This is a genomic window from Aurantiacibacter spongiae (genome assembly GCF_003815535.1).
In the GTDB taxonomy this organism is placed as follows: domain Bacteria; phylum Pseudomonadota; class Alphaproteobacteria; order Sphingomonadales; family Sphingomonadaceae; genus Alteraurantiacibacter; species Alteraurantiacibacter spongiae.
In genome coordinates this window covers 2,475,538-2,492,163 of the sequence record NZ_RPFZ01000001.1, presented here as the reverse complement: position 1 = coordinate 2,492,163, position 16,626 = coordinate 2,475,538, and the positions used below count along the sequence as shown (strand labels likewise).

The 16,626-nt window shown below is 66.8% G+C and carries 14 protein-coding genes; 5 read left to right on the top strand and 9 right to left on the bottom strand.

Going from position 1 to position 16,626, the window contains the following annotated elements:
* Nucleotide 1 precedes the first annotated feature (1 nt).
* Nucleotides 2-580 (bottom strand): nucleotidyltransferase family protein, encoded by a 579-nt coding sequence (locus EG799_RS12135; RefSeq protein WP_123881592.1) that lies wholly within the window; start codon nt 578-580, stop codon nt 2-4.
* Nucleotides 567-1,424, bottom strand: a complete 858-nt coding sequence (locus tag EG799_RS12130; protein ID WP_123881589.1) for an XdhC family protein — start codon at nt 1,422-1,424, stop codon at nt 567-569. Before EG799_RS12130 ends, EG799_RS12135 begins: the two co-directional genes overlap by 14 nt.
* Before the next feature lie 251 nt (nt 1,425-1,675).
* Between EG799_RS12130 and EG799_RS12125 the strand changes: the two genes are divergently transcribed.
* From EG799_RS12125 to EG799_RS12110, 4 genes are read left to right on the top strand one after another with little or no spacing between them, the layout of a single operon-like run.
* Complete coding sequence (locus EG799_RS12125; RefSeq protein ID WP_123881586.1) at nt 1,676-3,106, top strand: efflux transporter outer membrane subunit; 1,431 nt, start codon at nt 1,676-1,678, stop codon at nt 3,104-3,106.
* Complete coding sequence (locus tag EG799_RS12120) at nt 3,103-4,443, top strand: efflux RND transporter periplasmic adaptor subunit (protein ID WP_123881582.1); 1,341 nt, start codon at nt 3,103-3,105, stop codon at nt 4,441-4,443. The genes EG799_RS12125 and EG799_RS12120 overlap by 4 nt, the downstream gene beginning before the upstream one ends.
* Before the next feature lie 5 nt (nt 4,444-4,448).
* Nucleotides 4,449-5,225: an ABC transporter ATP-binding protein gene (locus EG799_RS12115; RefSeq protein WP_123881579.1), complete on the top strand. Its 777-nt coding sequence runs from the start codon at nt 4,449-4,451 to the stop codon at nt 5,223-5,225.
* 5 nt (nt 5,226-5,230) lie between these two features.
* Nucleotides 5,231-6,430: an ABC transporter permease gene (locus EG799_RS12110; RefSeq protein WP_123883101.1), complete on the top strand. Its 1,200-nt coding sequence runs from the start codon at nt 5,231-5,233 to the stop codon at nt 6,428-6,430.
* A 245-nt stretch (nt 6,431-6,675) separates the two neighbouring features.
* Here the strand turns inward: EG799_RS12110 and EG799_RS12105 are convergent, their stop codons facing one another.
* From EG799_RS12105 to hmgA, 3 genes are all read right to left on the bottom strand, one after another.
* A complete protein-coding gene (locus EG799_RS12105; RefSeq protein WP_123881576.1) occupies nt 6,676-7,380 on the bottom strand; it encodes a pirin family protein in 705 nt (234 codons plus the stop codon).
* 64 nt (nt 7,381-7,444) lie between these two features.
* Nucleotides 7,445-8,752, bottom strand: a complete 1,308-nt coding sequence (fahA, locus tag EG799_RS12100) for a fumarylacetoacetase (RefSeq protein WP_123881573.1) — start codon at nt 8,750-8,752, stop codon at nt 7,445-7,447.
* Nucleotides 8,749-10,035: a homogentisate 1,2-dioxygenase gene (hmgA, locus tag EG799_RS12095; protein ID WP_123881570.1), complete on the bottom strand. Its 1,287-nt coding sequence runs from the start codon at nt 10,033-10,035 to the stop codon at nt 8,749-8,751. Before hmgA ends, fahA begins: the two co-directional genes overlap by 4 nt.
* Before the next feature lie 113 nt (nt 10,036-10,148).
* On the opposite strand from hmgA, the gene maiA reads away from it, so the two are divergent.
* Entirely contained in the window at nt 10,149-10,781 is a 633-nt protein-coding gene (maiA, locus tag EG799_RS12090; RefSeq protein WP_123881567.1) for a maleylacetoacetate isomerase, read from the top strand.
* Here the strand turns inward: maiA and EG799_RS12085 are convergent.
* The 4 genes from EG799_RS12085 to EG799_RS12070 all read right to left on the bottom strand — a co-directional run bounded on the left by EG799_RS12085 (nt 10,778) and on the right by EG799_RS12070 (nt 16,604).
* Nucleotides 10,778-14,452, bottom strand: a complete 3,675-nt coding sequence (locus tag EG799_RS12085) for a hypothetical protein (protein ID WP_123881564.1) — start codon at nt 14,450-14,452, stop codon at nt 10,778-10,780. The two genes, maiA and EG799_RS12085, sit on opposite strands and share 4 nt — an antisense overlap.
* The gene (locus EG799_RS12080) at nt 14,449-15,366 is read right to left on the bottom strand and encodes a fimbrial biogenesis chaperone (RefSeq protein ID WP_123881560.1); all 918 of its coding nucleotides are present in this window, start codon (nt 15,364-15,366) and stop codon (nt 14,449-14,451) included. The genes EG799_RS12085 and EG799_RS12080 overlap by 4 nt, the downstream gene beginning before the upstream one ends.
* A gap of 133 nt (nt 15,367-15,499) precedes the next feature.
* Entirely contained in the window at nt 15,500-16,003 is a 504-nt protein-coding gene (locus EG799_RS12075; protein WP_158611074.1) for a DUF4402 domain-containing protein, read from the bottom strand.
* Between the two features lie 97 nt (nt 16,004-16,100).
* The gene (locus EG799_RS12070; protein ID WP_123881554.1) at nt 16,101-16,604 is read right to left on the bottom strand and encodes a DUF4402 domain-containing protein; all 504 of its coding nucleotides are present in this window, start codon (nt 16,602-16,604) and stop codon (nt 16,101-16,103) included.
* Between the last annotated feature and the right edge of the window lie 22 nt (nt 16,605-16,626).

Below are 16,626 nucleotides of genomic sequence, written 5' to 3'. Positions count from 1 at the left end.
GCTAGGCCAGCCGGCGCGCGGCCTCCTCGAGGTCGGAGGGGCGATCCACGTCGAGCAGCGTTCCGGCGGGGGCCTGAAGGATGTGCAACCCGTCCATCGCGGCCAGCAACGGGGCGGCCCCCAAGTCGCTCCTGAGGGTCGCAAGCCCCGGAAGCGCGCCGAGCGCAAACCGCGCGGGGACGCCCGGTCGCTCGCCGTGGCAGGTCGCGACCGTACCCCTCGAACGGGCCAGCCGGGCGATGTGGCCGGAATCGATCAGGGGCATGTCGGCCAGCAGGATCAGCAGGTCGCGACCTTCGGCGAGCGCTTCTCGCGCCGCGATCGCGAGCGAGCCGCCCAACCCGTTTTCCGGGGCGGGATTGACCACGATCCGCCAGCCTTCGGCCCGTCTGGCAAATCGGGGCATGGCCGGCGGCACGATCAGTATACCTGGCGCCAGTCCGGCTTCCCGGACAGCCCGCAGAACCCATGCCCCCACCGGGCAGCCCGCACACTCCGCGTCGAGCTTTCCGCCACCGAAGCGCGCGCCGCGACCTGCGGCCAGGACGGCGACGAGGGGCGGCCTGTCAGCTTCCGGCATGATGGGGATGCCGCGCCTCGTACTCCCCGGCGACCTGCGCCAGCACCGACAGCGCCAGGCCCGCGGGGTCGCGGCTGTGCTTGACGGTGCCTATGGGGCTGGCGATGCGCCCGATCTGTTCCGGGGCGAAGCCCATCTCGCCGAGCGCCTCGGCCCGCGCCGCGCGGGCGGGCGCCCCGCCCTGCGCGCCGATGAAGAAGGCGGGGGTGCGCAGCGCCCAGTCGAGGATCGCCCGCTCCCATTCGTGATCGTGAAACAGCAGGACGATGGCGCTCCACGGATCGGCGGCGAGGTGATCGGGCGCGCGGCCGAGCGACAGGCCGGAATCCTCGCGGCCATGCGTTTCGACGGTCATGCCCGCGGCCCGCGCGATATGCGCCATGGCGGCGAGTTCCGGCCCCTCCCCCAACAGAACGAGCCGCAGCGTGGGAACGAATCGCCGCTCCTCCAGCGGGCTGGGTCGCGGCATGGAGAGCGCGGTCTGCTGGCGTGCATCGAGCGCCGCCACCGCCGCCCGGCAGGCCCCGCGATCGGGGGCCGGATCGAGGAGAATGTCCAGTCCGCCCCCGCACGGCAGGCGAAAGTCGACGATGTCGGATCCGGCCCCGTAGCGCACGACGCGGCGCTCTCGCGACTGGAAAAGGTCGCTCGCCAGCTGGCGTTCCAGGCAACCGTCGGCCAGGCTTCCGGTCACGCTCTGGTCGGCGTGCACGGCGAGTTGCGCGCCAAGGCGCCGCGAGAAACTCCCGTCGATATTCACGATGGTGCACAGCCCCGCCGCATCGGAGGCGGCGACCGCGCGCAGGGCGGCGTGGTCATCGGCGAAGGGGCGTCGTTCAGGCATGGCGGCTTATCTGGGGAACCGCCCCTGCCGGGGCAAGCCTGCGTGAATTGCCTCCGGAATCGAGCCAACTGTATTGACAGCTCAATACACCATTGCGTAAACCTGGTGCGGGACGGAAGAATGTTGCACGCCGGCCACGCATCGCTCGCTGTATCGGCCGTGTGACTGATACTATGGACATTGCTGGCCGCTGGGATAGAACGCCCACGGGGTTGGATAGGTTGGGGGGTCTCTTGCACCGGGCCAGGGGAATGTATCGGCTTGGAATCGGCGCGCTTCTCGCAGCGGCGCTGTTCGGCTGCGCGACGCCCGAGATCGTCGTTCCGCCCCCCGCCGTCACCGTGCCGAGCGACTGGGCGGAGGTCGATCCCGATCCCGTCAGCACCGACCTCACCCGCTACTGGACGATGCTCGGCGATCCGCTGCTGACCCGGTTCGTGGAGCAGGCGATCACCGCCAACCGCGATCTGGCGCAGAGCGCCGCGCGGGTGCGGCAGGCGCGCTATTCGCTGGTGCAAGCGCGCGCCGGCTATCTCCCGTCGGTCACTGGCAATGCCGGCGTCAACCGCGACGTGGGCGACAATTCCCGTGACGGCATCCAGTTCAACCTGGGCGCCGATGCCGCGTGGGAGATCGACCTGTTCGGGCAGATATCGGGGCAGGTCGCCGCCTCGCAGGCCGATCTCGCCTTCACCGGCTACTCGCTGGCCGATCTGCAACGCCTGATCGTCGGGCAGGTCGCCATCGCCACGATCAACGCCCGCGCCACGGCGGAGCAGTTGCAGATCGCCAACGACACGCTCGCCTTCCAGGACGACAACCTCCAGATCGCCCGCTGGCGCAACCAGGCGGGTCTGGTCTCCAGCCTCGATGTGGAGCAGGCCCGCGCCCAGCGCGCGCAGACCGCCGCCACCATTCCCCTGCTGGAAAGCAGCCTGACGGCGACCGCCAATTCGATCTCCACCCTGATCGGCGAACCGCCGGGCCGGGTGCTTGAGGCGATCGTCGCGACCGAGCCGGAGCCGGTGCCCGATCCGCCCTCGCTTCTGGGATTCGCCCCGCCGGCGGAAGTGCTGCAACGCCGCCCCGACGTGCGCGCGGCCGAAGCCGGACTGGCCGCCGACGTCGCGCGGATCGGTGTCGCGCGTGCCCAGTTGCTGCCGCTCGTGCGGCTCACCGGATCGCTGGGCGCCGGGCCGAACACCGCGGGCAACGTCTTCGACTTCATCACCGGCGGGCTGTTCGCCGGGGTCAGCCAGCTGATCTTCGACGGCGGACGCACCGCCGCGCAGGTCGATATCGCGCAGGCCATCGCCGACGGCTCGCTGGCGCAGTGGGAACAGACCATCCTGACCGCGCTGGAGGAGGTCGAGACCGCCGCGGTCGATCAGCGTACCGCCGATCAGCGCGTTTCCATCAACGAGGAGGGGGTGGACGCGGCAAGCACCTCGCGCCTGCTGGCCAGCAGCCAGTATCAGGCGGGACTGACCGATTTCCGTACCTTGCTGACGGCGGAGAACCAGCTACTCCAGGCCCGCAACCAGCTCGTCGCCGCGCGGGCGGATCGCGCCACCGCCTTCGTTCGCCTGACGCAGGCGCTCGGCGGTGGATGGACGGCCGACGACTACGACCTTGCCCTGCCGATTGCCGCCGCAGCCATGCCCGACAGGATTGACGAATGAGCGAGACCGATACCCTCACCGCGCCGGATACGGGCGCGGCCCGTAGCGAAGACGACGCCGATATCGAAAGCTATCTCGACGCCGGGAAGAAGCGCCCGTGGTACAAGCGCAAGCTGTTCTGGGGCGCCGTCATCCTGGTCGTCCTGATCGTGCTGGCGGTTTCGCAATGCTCGCGCGGGGAGGAGGCGCCGAACTACATCACCGCCGAGGTGGAAAGCCGCTCGCTCGATCTGACGGTCACGGCAACCGGAAACCTGCGGCCGACCAACCAGGTGGAGGTCGGCTCCGAAGTATCCGGCCGCATCGACCGCATCTTCGTCGACGTGAACGACCAGGTTAGCCGGGGACAGGTTCTGGCCGTCATCAACACCGACATCATCGACGATCAGATCACGCAGAACCGGGCCAATCTCGGTGCCGCCCGCGCCGCCGTGGCGCAGGCGCAGGCCACGCTGGAAGCCGATACGGCGCAACTCGAACGACTGCGCGAGGTGCAGAGGCTGTCCGACGGGCGCGTCCCCTCCCAGGCGGAGCTGGAACAGGCGCAGGCGGCGGTGCGCCGCGGCCAGGCCGCCCTCGCCTCGGCCCGCGCCAACGTGACGAGCGCCGAGGCGCAGCTGTCGAGCGCCGGCACGCAGCGCTCCCGCGCCGTGATCCGCAGCCCCGTCTCGGGCGTGGTGCTCGCGCGGCAGGTCGAGCCGGGTCAGACCGTTGCCGCCAGCTTCAACACCCCGACCCTGTTCGTGCTGGCAGAGGATCTGGGCACCATGCAGCTGCGCGTCGGTATCGACGAGGCGGATGTCGGTCAGGTCCAGCCAGGTCAGCAGGCGACCTTCACCGTCGACGCCTATCCGGGCCGCCGCTTTCCCGCGCGGGTGGAACGGGTCGACCTTGCCTCCAACACCATCGCCCAGGGCCAGCAGACGCAGGCGCAGCAGCAGGGCAACCAGGTGGTGAGCTACGAGGCGCGCCTGCTCGTGGGCAACGACGATGGCCTGCTGCGTCCCGGCATGACGGCGACCGCCACGATCGGCACGGCCAGCACCGGTGTCGCCCTGCTCGTACCCAACGGAGCGCTGCGCTTCGATCCGGAAGAAGAGGAGGAAGGCGGCGGCATCTTCGGGCCGCAGCAATTCGGACTGGAAGAGAACGACGAGGCGACGATCGGCATCGGCAGCCGGCAGACCGTCTATACGGTGAAGGCGGACGGCACGCTGGAGGAGCACGAGGTCGTTACCGGGCAGAGCGACGGGCGTTATACCGTGGTTCGCGGCGACACGCTCGAACGCGGGATGAAGGTCGTGACCGGCATACGCGCGGCCGGCGAAGGGGGCTGATCGCGATGCCGGACACCCGAGCGCCTGCCACCGTCGCCGGTCGGAAACGCCCGGAAGGCGCGGCGGGCGAGCCGCTGATCGAGCTGCGGGGGATCACCAAGACCTTCGGCACCGGCGCCGCGGCGTTTCAGGCGCTCAAGGGGGTGGACCTTGCCATCGAGCGCGGCGATTTCGTCGCGGTGATGGGGCCGTCGGGTTCGGGCAAGTCGACGACGATGAACATTCTGGGCTGCCTCGACACGCCGAGCAGCGGCAAGTTCATGTTTCGCGGGGTCGAGGTGCAGGCGCTCGCGCGCGACCAGCGCAGCCTGCTGCGCCGCCGCTATCTCGGCTTCGTGTTCCAGGGCTTCAACCTGCTGGCGCGCACCAGCGCGCTCGAGAACGTCGAACTGCCCCTGCTCTATCGCGGGGAGACGAAGAAGGCCCGGCGCGAAGCTGCGGAACGCTCGCTCGACAAGGTCGGGCTGCTGCCCTGGGCGGATCATACCCCGGCGGAGCTCTCGGGCGGTCAGCAGCAGCGCGTCGCCATCGCCCGGGCGCTCGTCACCGATCCCGACGTGTTGCTGGCGGACGAGCCGACCGGCAATCTCGATACCGAACGCTCGGTGGAGATCATGGAACTGCTGGCCGATCTCAGCCGCACCGGCATCACCGTGCTGATGGTGACGCACGAGGAGGAAATGGCCGAATTCGCACGCACCATCGTCCATTTTCGCGACGGGCTGGTGGAGCGGATCGACCGCAACCACCGCATAGGCGCGCCGCTGGAGGAACCCGCCTGATGCGGATGCTCGGCGCCACCCTGCTACTCGCCTTTCGCGAAATCCGCCGCCACCTGCTGCGCAGCTTCCTGACCACGCTGGGCATCATCATCGGCGTCGCGGCGGTCATCACCATGGTGACGCTGGGCCAGGGCCTGACCGCGGATGTGCAGGAAGACATTGCCGGGCTCGGCTCCAACGTCTTCATCGTGTTTCCCAGCCGCACCGATCCCAACATCTCCCCCCCGCCCTTCGACGAGGATGACATCCGCGCGGTGGAGAACCAGATCGCCGGGATCGAGAACGCCGCCGGCGCGGTCAACGCCAGCGCCACCGCCTTCCATAACGGGCAGGACTGGCAGACCGGCGTGCAGGGCGCGGACAGCGCGTTCTTCGCCGCGCAGAACATCGAGATCGCCGACGGACGCGGATTCAACGAACGCGAGGAAGCCCGCGGCGAAAGCGTGTGCATCGTCGGACCGACCGTGGTCGACAAGATCTTCCAGGAAGATCAGGTCGTGGGCGAGGACATGCGTATCGGCAACGTGTCGTGCCGCGTCATCGGCGCGACCGACGAGCGGGCCGATCCGGGCGGCGGCGGAAACGACGTGAACGATACCGTCTACATGCCGCTGAAGACGGTGCAGCGCCGCTTCATCGGCAATGACGACATCCAGTATTTCGTCATCAAGTACGATCCCGCCTATGACAGCAAGACGCTTCAGGATCAGCTGGTCGCCCTGCTGCGCGAGCGGCGCGTGATCCAGGAGGGCGAGGACAACAATTTCAACCTCGTCGACACGGCGGAAATCAGCGACACGATCGGCAACGTGACGGGCGCGATGACGGCCGTCGTCGCCGTGATCGCGGCGATCAGCCTGCTGGTCGGCGGGATCGGGATCATGAACATCATGCTCGTCTCGGTGACGGAACGCACGCGCGAGATCGGCATCCGGCTCGCCATCGGGGCGCTCGCCAAGGAAGTGCGCCTGCAATTCCTGACCGAAGCGGTCGTCTTGTGCTGTTTCGGCGGGGTGATCGGCATCCTGCTGGCGCTGGGCCTGTCGATCCTGCTGGCGAACGCCATCGACCTGCCCTTCATCTTCAATCCCGCGCTCAATATCGTGGCCTTCGGCTTCTGCGCGGTGATGGGCGTGATCTTCGGCTATTATCCGGCGCACCGGGCGAGCCGGCTCGATCCCATCGACGCGCTCCGCCACGAATAGCCGCCCGCCGAAGCGGGAACCGCCCGGCCGCGCGAAGGCCAAAGCCCTTTCCTACACGATGGCCCGGCGCGCATCGGGAGGTCCGTTGCCGGCAATCGTCAAAGACAAGCCCGCCGAGCCGCGGTGGCGAATTTTCGCTCCGCCCCGGTGTCAACTTCGCAAAGGGAGGTTTAACTCTTGTATATCAAAGCCTTGGACAGGATTATCGTGGGCGACACGGTGTCGGCTTTGTCAACTTCGTCCGCTCAGCCCGCCGTGTCCACCAGCACGATCTCGCTATCCTCCAGCGCCTTGATGGCGAGCTCGTCGACATCGTCGATGGCCGCCCCGTCGCGGGTGTCGACGGCGATGCCGTTCACCTCGAGCCGCCCCGTCGCCGGTACCAGGTAGCCCTTTCGTCCGCCAAGGTCGTAACGCAGCGTCTCGCCGGCCGCGATCGTCGCGCCCAGAACCCGGGCATCGGCGTTGATCGGCAGCGCGTCCTCGTCGCCCGCGCGGCCGCTCGCCAGCGTGACCCAGCGCCCGGCGCGCTCGCCCTTGGGAAAGGGCTTGGCGCCCCATTGCGGCGGGCGGCCCGTCTTGTCGCGATCGGGAATGATCCAGAGCTGAAACAGCGTCGTCTCGACATCCTCGACATTGTATTCGGCGTGCGTGATCCCCGTGCCCGCGCTCATGACCTGCACGTCGCCCGCTTCGGTGCGGCCCTGGTTGCCGAGACTATCCTTGTGCGTGATCGCGCCGCTGCGAACGTAGGTGATGATCTCCATGTCGCTGTGAGGATGCGGCGGAAAGCCGGACCGGGCGGCGATGGCATCGTCGTTCCACACGCGCAGCGCCCCCCAGCCCATGCGCGCGGGATCATGGTAGCCGGAAAACGAGAAGTGGTATTTCGTGTCGAGCCAGCCGTGATTGGCGGCTCCCAGACTGTCGAACGGACGCAGGTCGATCATGGCGAATTGTCTCCTTCGCCGCGCCAGATGGGATCGCCCGCCCGGCGCGGCAAGGCGCACGCGGTCAACCGGCGATCGTCGCCCGGCATTCGCCAAGGCCGATACGGGCGAAGCCGTCCCGCTCTGCGAAAGCCGTCATGATGATCTCGTCGCCGTCCTCCAGGAAGGTTCGCGTCTCGCCATTGGGCAAGGTGATGGGCGTTTTGCCGCCATTGGACAGTTCCATCAGGCTGCCCTTGCCGTGGTCCTCTCCGCTGGTCAGCGTTCCGGTCCCGAGCAGATCGCCGGCGCGCAGGTTGCATCCGTTCACCGAATGGTGCGCGACAAGCTGTGCCGCCGTCCAGTACATCGCCGTCATCGGCCCACGGCTGAGGCGGTGAGGCTCGTCGCCGGCATCGCGCATGGCCTTGGTGGAGAGGTAAACCTCCATCGTCACGTCCAGCGCGCCTGTTTCCTGATCGCTTCTGTCGAGCAGATAGGGCAGCGGCAGCGGATCGCCCTCGGGGCGCTCGGGCTGCGCCACGCGAAACGGTGCCAGCGCATCCATCGTCACCACCCAGGGCGAGACGGTGGAGTTGAAGTTCTTGGCGAGAAACGGCCCCAGCGGCTGGTATTCCCAGGCCTGGATATCGCGCGCCGACCAGTCGTTGAGAATGGAGATGCCGGCGATGTGACGACCGGCCTCGGCGATCGGGATAGGTTCGCCGAGCGCGTTCCCTTCCCCGATCCAGATCGCCATCTCCAGCTCGTAATCCAGTCGCTCGCTGGGTCCGAAACCCGGATCGCCGCCGTCCTCAGCCGGTTTCTTCTGACCGGTCGGCCGCTTGACCTCGGTGCCCGACACCCGGATGGAGGAGGAGCGCCCGTGATAGCCGATGGGCACGTGCTTGTAGTTGGGCAGCAGCGGATTGTCCGGACGGAAAAGGCTGCCGATGTTCACTGCGTGGTGAATGCCGGAGTAGAAATCCGTGTAGTCGCCCACCGTGAAGGGAACGTGCAACTCGCAGGCGTCAGCCTGGTGCAGGTGGCCCTGGGCCTCGCCCTTCCTGCCCCCGTCGGTCAGCAGGCGAAAGACCGCCTGGCGCAGGGCCGAAACCGCCCTCGCGCCCTTCGAGAAGAGAGCGTTGAGGTCACGGGCATCGGCCAGGCGGGCAAGGTCCGCGGCTTCGTCGCCGAGCAGATCGACGCTGGCCGGCAGGCAGAGGATACTCTCGCCGATGGCGACCCCGCCGCGAACACGCCCGTCGCTGGTCTCGAAAATGCCGAAGGGCAGGTTCTGCACAGGGAAGTCGGGGTGGCCGTCGGCGCTCTCGACCCAGCTCGTGGCGGATGGGTCATTGGTGAAATCGGTCGGTGCGGCGGTATCTGTCATTTGGGCAATGTCGCTTTCTCGAAGCCCGTCCAGCAGGCATCGTAGTCGGATTGGAGCAACCCGCCCTGCATGGCGAATTGCGTAGGATGGATCACGTTGCGGCTTTCGAACATGAAGGCCAGCGTGTCCTCGATCTTCATCGGCCCGAGGTCGGCCTGCATCGCCTTGCGCGTGCTTTGGGCATCTGGGCCGTGTCCATTGAACTGGTTGTGCAGCGAGGCTCCGCCCGGCATGAAGCCACCGCCTTCCTTGGCGTCGTACTCGCCGTGAACCAGGCCCATGAACTCGCTCATCACGTTGCGGTGGAACCAGGGCGGACGAAACGTATCCTCCGCCACCATCCAGCGCGGCGGGAAGATCACGAAGTCGCAATTGGCCGTGCCGGGGGTCTCGCTCGGACTGGTAAGGACGGTGAAGATGGAGGGGTCGGGGTGGTCGAAGCTGACCGTGCCGATGGTATTGAACCGGGCGAGATCGTAGCGGCACGGCGTGGAATTGCCGTGCCAGGCGACCACGTCGAACGGCGAGTGGTCGATGGTCGTCTGCCACAACCGGCCCTGGAACTTCTGGATGACCGCGAAATCTTCCTCGCGATCCTCGAACCAGGCGACGGGAGCCTCGAAATCGCGCGGATTGGCGAGGCCGTTGGAGCCGATCGGACCGAGATCGGGGAGGCGGAAGGGCGCACCGAAATTCTCGCAGACATAGCCGCGCACCGGTCCTTCGGGAAATTCGACGCGAAAGCGCATCCCGCGCGGCACGATGGCCACGCAGCCCGGCGAGATCGCCAGACGCCCCAGCTCGGTCACGATCAGCAGATCGCCGGCTTGCGGCACGATCAGCATCTCGCCGTCGCTGTTCTGGAACGCGCGCGTATCCATCGAAACGGCGGCGGTGTAGAGGTGAATGGCGATCCCCCCGTCGGCGGGCGAGCCGTTGCCCCCATAAGTGACGAGCCCGTCGATGAAGTCGACATCGCCTTCCGCCATCGGCAACGGATCCCAGCGCAGCCGATTGGGAGTGGTATGGGATCCGTCAAACCCTCCGCGCTTCAGGCGCGGTGCGCCGTCGAACGGCACAAACCGCCCGTGCGCCGTGGTCGGACGCATCCGATAGAGCCAGGATCGGCGGTTCTCGGTCCGTGGTGCGGTGAAAGCGGTCGTGCTGAACTGTTCGGCATAGAGACCGAAGGCCGGTCGTTGCGGACTGTTGCGCCCCGCTGGAAGCGCCCCCGCGACCGCTTCGCTGGCAAAATGATTGAGGAGCCCCGTCTGGTAATCCATCGTCGCGATAGTCTCTCTTGCAACTTTCCCGCGGGGAGCGATGCCGATTGCCGCCGCGTCATGCAATGGTGGTCGTGTGGACAGGTAACGTGCGAAACCGGTAGAGGTGCCGAATGAAACTTTACGGATACTGGCGCAGCTCCACCTCCTACCGCTTGCGGATTGCCCTCAATCTGAAAGGCCTCGCCTACGAGAACGAACCGGTGAACCTGCTCGAATCCGCGCAAAAGGACGAGGCCTACACCGCGCGCAACCCCTTCGCCGGCGTGCCGATGCTGGAGGCTGACGGGCGTGACCGGGCGCAGAGCATGGCAATCCTCGAATGGCTCGACGAGCGGTATCCGGACCGCCCGCTTCTCCCGAGCGATATCGAGCGGCGCTTTACCGCGCGCGAACTCGCCTACGCCGTCGCCACGGAACTGCACGCGCCGCTGAACCTGCCAGTGCTGAAGTATCTGAAGAACGAACTCGGTCACGATCAGGACGAGGTCGATAGCTGGTACCGACACTGGCTGACGAAGACGTTCGTGCCATTGGAGCAGCGTCTGCGTCAGTTCGATACCGGGGACTTCCTGTTCGACGGGCCCGGACTGTTCGAAGCCGTTCTGATCCCGCAATTGTACAATGCCCGAAGGTTCGACTTCGATCTGTCGGACAGCCCGCGAATGGTCCGGATCGAGCGGGCATGTCTGGCGCATCCCGCGTTCGCAGCCGCCCACCCGGACAAACAGCCCGACGCGCCCTAGGCGGCTTCGGCAAGCTCGGCGCAACTCGTGACCGTCATGTCGCGGGTGATGATGTCCCCGCCCGCCCCGACCGTCAGCGGTTCGGGGGCGGTCAGGCAGATGTCGAGCCGTTCGGCCTGTTCCGGATCGACGATCAGGTCGTAGGTGCCCGGCATGACCTGCTCGAAGAAGTAGTATCCCCCGCGCTCGGTCCGCACGTGATGTGCAATGTTGCCTGACGCGTCGCGCAACTGAAGGCGCAAGCCGGACACGCCGCGCGCTGCATTTGCTCCGGCGAAGGTCACTGTGCCCTCGACCTCGCTGAGCGCCACGATGGGGAAATCCGTCACATGGAAGCGCCCTGCGCGCGGGACGATCTCGATCCCCCGGCTTACCGGTGCGAGAAGGATGTCTGGCAGGCTGCTGGGATCGACCTGGACACTCACGCGGTTACCGTTGCCCAGTTCGCCCATCCGGGCCAGGCCGGCTGAATCGGTTGTCGCGACCGAATTGAACACCGCGAAATTGACATCGGGCAGCACTTCGTCGCCCTCGGAAAAGATCCGATCACCGTCGAGATCCCGAAATGCGCGGATCGCCAGGGCTCCCGACGATGCCTGGCCCGGTTGGTCGACGAAGAACCGATCGCGCAGCGGATCGCGCCCGAAGCTGAAACCCAACCGAAGGGCGAGCGAGTAATCGCCTTCGCGCAACGTATGTCGGCCATCAAGTGCCAAGGTAAACGTGTCGAATTCGCGGATGGCCGAAAGACCGACCCCCAGATCGTCCACCGTGAAACTGTAGACGGCCGATGCGCGCAGGACCGTCCGGTCGTCCAGCGCATGATTGACCTGGGCACCCACCGTGGTCAGCGCGAGTTCGGGCAATGCGCGATAACCGACCGTAGCGCGTAACTGCGTGTCCGAACGGTTGAACGTCGCGAGGTCGAAATTGCCCATCAGTTGGGAGAAATCACGTCCGTCGGCATTCCCGGATCGTGTATATTCGAGGTTGGCCGACGCAATCATGCCAGGAAACCGAAGCGACGACCGCACGGCGCTCTCGAACCGTGCACGCCCGTCCGAATAGGCGATATTGCGCGCGCGCAGCGACACGGGAAGAAAGGCGAACTTCCTTCCTCCCAGCGGGATCGACGTGTTGAAATCCAGTTCCGTCGCGCGGCGCAGCAGTGTCGTACCGATGGTCCGCACTTCGTCGAGGAAATTGCCGCGATATTCGAAGTGGGAAGCAACGAACGATCCGCCAAGCGCCCGGCCGCCCAGCCCCACGCCCGCCGCCACGCCGCCATCGTCGGACAGGGCGCCGTCGGCCCGCAGCGCGAAGGCGCCGATCCCCGTCCTGATACCGCCCGAACCGATCCAGCGCATTTCCCCGTTCTGTTCGAACACCGCTCCGCTCGCCAGCGCCGTAACCCCCGCGCTGACGCCGTAGGAGACTTCGCCCACCGCCTGCCAGTCACCGTAACGCGCACCGCGCGAGAAGTTCGGTCCGCGAACGCCGAGCAGGTTCACTCCGCGCTGCACCGCTCCCAGCGAATAGACCAGCTGCCCCTGCGCCAACTGCCCGCCGCCCACGCTGACGCGCCGCACCTCCTCGCGCCGCTGGCCCTGCGGCCCGTAGAACACCAGGCGGAAGACGTTGAGACCGTAATCCACCGCGACCTGCAGAAATTCGTATTGACCGTTCGTTTCCTCGCGCGTCGAGCCGACAAGAACGTCGTTGCGATACAGCTCGACCTCGTAGCCATCGGGAAGCACGCCGCGAAGGTCGATCTGATCGAACACAGAGAGCGTCTCGAACGGTTCGTTCGTGACGAAGGTGCCCCGGCCCGATGTGCCTGTCAGTCCGATGGGCATGGCCCGCGTCGCGACGTCTCCCATCTGGAACTCGGTCGCCCGAAGCGGACCGAGCAGATCACCGTCGACATCGCGCCGGCCGAGTTGCACCAGCGCCGCGGTCAGGCCGTATTCGGTGTCGCCGCTGAGGAATGTCTGTGCGGTCATCATCGCCAGGTCGCCGGCCAGCCGCAAATCGCCCTCCCCCCGCGCACCCCGGGCGGAATCGGTGACCGCGCGCACCTCCACATCGCCGATGGGAACCGATGCCAGCAGCCATGGTGTCTCCTCGCGCGGCCAGCGCTCCGGTTCCCGCGGGCCGCCGCGCGATGCAAGCCGGGCGCGTTCAGCCTCGCGTGCAAGGCGTTCCTCGAAGGGAAAGGGTTCGCGCGTTTCCAGCCGCACCGCACTCGCCCTAAGGTCGGGTTCAACTGTCAGCGGAAAGATGGTGGCGAAGACATCGCTACGCAGGAACAGCTCTCCGTCCATCGCCTGCGCCAGGCCGCGCGGGAGCGGACGCGTGCCGCCAGCAGTCGTGATCTCGCCATTGCGAAGATCGACGATCAGGCGGCGGTTCTCCGAGAGGAACCACCCGCTCGCATAGTTGCCGTCGTCACTGACCACGATGGCGAGATCGAGCAGGCGCGCCAGCTCGCCCAGCGGAAGATAGACACCCGCGCGCGTACCGTAGGCGAGAATGGTGTCGGTCATGTCGACCCCGGCGACACGGATTTGCAGGATCAGTTCGTCGTCGTAGGTAAAAGTCGGGGCGTCGTCGGCTGCCGGAAAGGTCTGTCGACCCGGCGATAGATCGAAGTCCTGGCGCAGCTGTGCCTCGTCGGCCAAAGCGGTTTCCGGTGTCGCGACGGACCTCTCGCCCATTGGCTGGGCCGCAATCGCAGGGGAATTCGACCCCGGAACAGCGACAGCGGTTTCGGTGTCAGACGCGTGGTCCAAGAAGCCGACGGCACCAGGGTCGGCAGGATCATCGGCAACTGGCACATCGGGATGCCCGACATTCGTTATACGATCCGCGCGAGGCGCCGCTTCGGCCGCCTCGGCCCGGAGAGGAAGCGGGAACTGACCGCGACGGGGCGCTATGGTGCGCGAGGCCGTTCGCGCGCCGTCCTCCCCCCGCTCGAGCGGTCGCACGACTGCCGGATCCGGAGCAGGGTCCGCAACGATCGGTGCGGACACATGAATAGGCTGGACCGAGAGCGCCAGTTCATCCTCCGCCTTCGGCAACGCGAAATTCGGTTCGGGCTCCCGTTCGGCAATTAAGACGACGCTCGCTTCGGCGAGGGACGGGCGAAGTTGCGGCAGCTTGAGCGCGAGCAACGCCGCCATGACCTCACGAGCAGCCAGCCTCGTCTGCGCGCCCTGCGGCAGGTCGAGTTGGCGGACGGCAGGGTTTCGCATCTGGCCCTCCGCCAGGACCGAGGCGGCCGTCACGTCGGTGCCGGACGGAACAAGCGTGCCGGCACCGGGGTGGACCGACAGGGCGGGGTTCAATTGCGCGGCGTCGCTGTGTTCGATTGCCGATGCGCCGAACGCGGGGCGGGGCCACGCGCGGCGCGGCAGGTTGACCCGATGTGGTGAAGCATGGGTGATACCGGACGCACCGCTGATATCGACCGGCGCAAGCTCGTAAGCGCTTGCCGTTCCGGCGGCGCTTGCGTCGGGCGTTTCGGCCCCGGCCGGGGGCGAAGGCTTCTCGGCAAGGGACCGGCCGGGCCGATCCCCCTCTGCGTCGGCTCGGATGAAGAGCGATACCCCGACCAGCGCCGATCCCACCGTGACCGGCCCCAGAATGCGGATCGCACGCTGCCCGGTCACGGCACCTGGAATTCCCGCATGGCCAAAGTGGCGCCCGGCGTCACGTCGTCGTCAAGATAGGTGACGGTCAAGGTCGTTCCCGACCGCAGCAGCGTGCGATCGAAATCGGCGTCGATACCAAGCAGCACGTCGCGCGTATCGACTTCGGGATAGACCCCCACGCCGCGCGCGATGGCAACCGGTTCGTCGCTTCCCGGCGCGGTGACGATCAGGTCGCCGAAGGCAGAGCGCGTCCCGCTCCGATTGATTGTCAGCGCAATGGCCGGGCCGGCGTCGGTCTCGACAAGGCGCGGTTCGGACAGGGAAACGTCGAGCGTCGTCTCGCCCACCCGCACGATCACCGGAATGGCGATGCCGAAGCGGGGGCGGATGCTCACGCCGATGCCCTGGCCAGACGCTGCGAGACCGTTGACGGCATCGTCTATCGACAGCCCCTGGTCCGCATCGCGCGGCTTGGAGATGACCTGGAAGTGCGCGCGATATTCACCGTCGGGAAGGTCGGCGGGCGGACGCGCCATGATCCGCACTGTCTGCGCCTCGTTACCGCGCAGTTCAACCCGGCGCGGGGAGTAGCGCAGCATCGAGGACGCCGCCTGAAGCCGGTCGGCGTTCGCACCGTCGGGGAGATTGTCCAGACGATAGAGATTGCCGTCCGGTCCCATCAGCATGTCGAGGATCGAAATCTCGTAGTCGCCTTTATCCGCCGTGCGATTGTAGAGGCCGATGCTCGCAACGCGCTGGCGACGGTCGATCACCACTCGCTTGGGATAGAGATTGACGTCGCCCATGCCGGAAACCGAGCCTTCGGGCGGCTCCGCGACGCTCGCGGCGGGCGGCGGGCCGAGTTCCAGATCTTCCTGCGCAAGCGCAGGACCGGAAAGAGCCGCAGCGACATACGCGAGACCTGAAAACATGGTTAACGGGCGAAGCGACAGCTTCCCGCAGAATGCGACCAATTTCATCTGAACTGTCTCCCTGGCCCCGTCGGTCCGCCCCGTATGCTCAGGCGAAACCTATGGAGAATCGGCGAGTCGCTGACAAGAGCCCCTATTGCAACAGGACAACCGCCTCGAATTCGCCGCGATAAGTGCCCTGCTCCTGCATGGCGCCTACGTTGAGTGTTCCTCCGACATAGATCGAGAAGAACTCCGAAATATCGAAATCGATGCGCCCGTTGCGAACATTGGCCAGCATATTGGTGATCTGCATCGTGCTCGTGCCGTTCGTTATCGTCATCTTTCGCGGAATCTTGACGATGAAAAACCGGTTGTCGTCGCCAAGCAGGCGAAAACGGGCGGGCCCGCGACCCTCGGCCGGCTGCTGAATGCTCATGTTCGCAAGCAGCTCGCCCGTGGCGGTATAAGAGCCGTTGGGCCGGATCGTGATCGTCCCGGAAGTGCTCGGCTGTATGAAGGCACCAAAGCGCAGGTCTTCCATCCGGGTCAGCGTCCCCGGCTCGACGACCTCGGCAGTGGCCGCGCCCGTATCGGTGCCCGGATCGGCAACCGCTTGCGCATGCAGCGCTGCAGGCATGGCGACGAGCGCCAGCACGAGTCCTGCAAAGATGGTCCCTATGGCGCGCATGACAAGACGGTCCCTGCGGAATTCGGGCGCGAACCGGCGTTCGCCGATCCGCGCCCGCAACGCCTCAGTTGTAGGAGACGGAAACCTCGTAGGTGCCCGAATAGCTGCCCGCGCTCTCGTCGCCGACGACGGTCAGCGTGCCACCGACGTCGAAGCTGTCGGTGCCGCCGGTCAGCGTGCCGCCGGCGGGCGCGTCGACGGTGAAGCTCATGCTGTCGCCGCTGACGGGGTCGGTGACGCTGCCACCGGCTGCGTCGATCGAGTAGGCGCGGTCCTCATCACCCGAGACGGTGAAGGAATCGGCACTGGAAACGGAGTCGCTCATGAGCGTCGGTCCGGTCGCGGTCGGAACACCGGCCTGCGTCACGGCGATGGTCCCTCCGCCGTCGACGGTGAACGAGCCGAAGGCAAGCGCCGCGCCATCGACATGGGTCAGCGTGATCGGCGCGATGACGGTGGCGGTCGCCTCGCCCAACGCTTCATTGTCGGCATCGCCGAATACGGACTGCGCGGCAGCGGGAGTGGAAAGGGCCGCGGTGGCGGCAGCAACGAGAAGAAGCTTTTTCATGATTTGTGTACCCTGGCAGTTG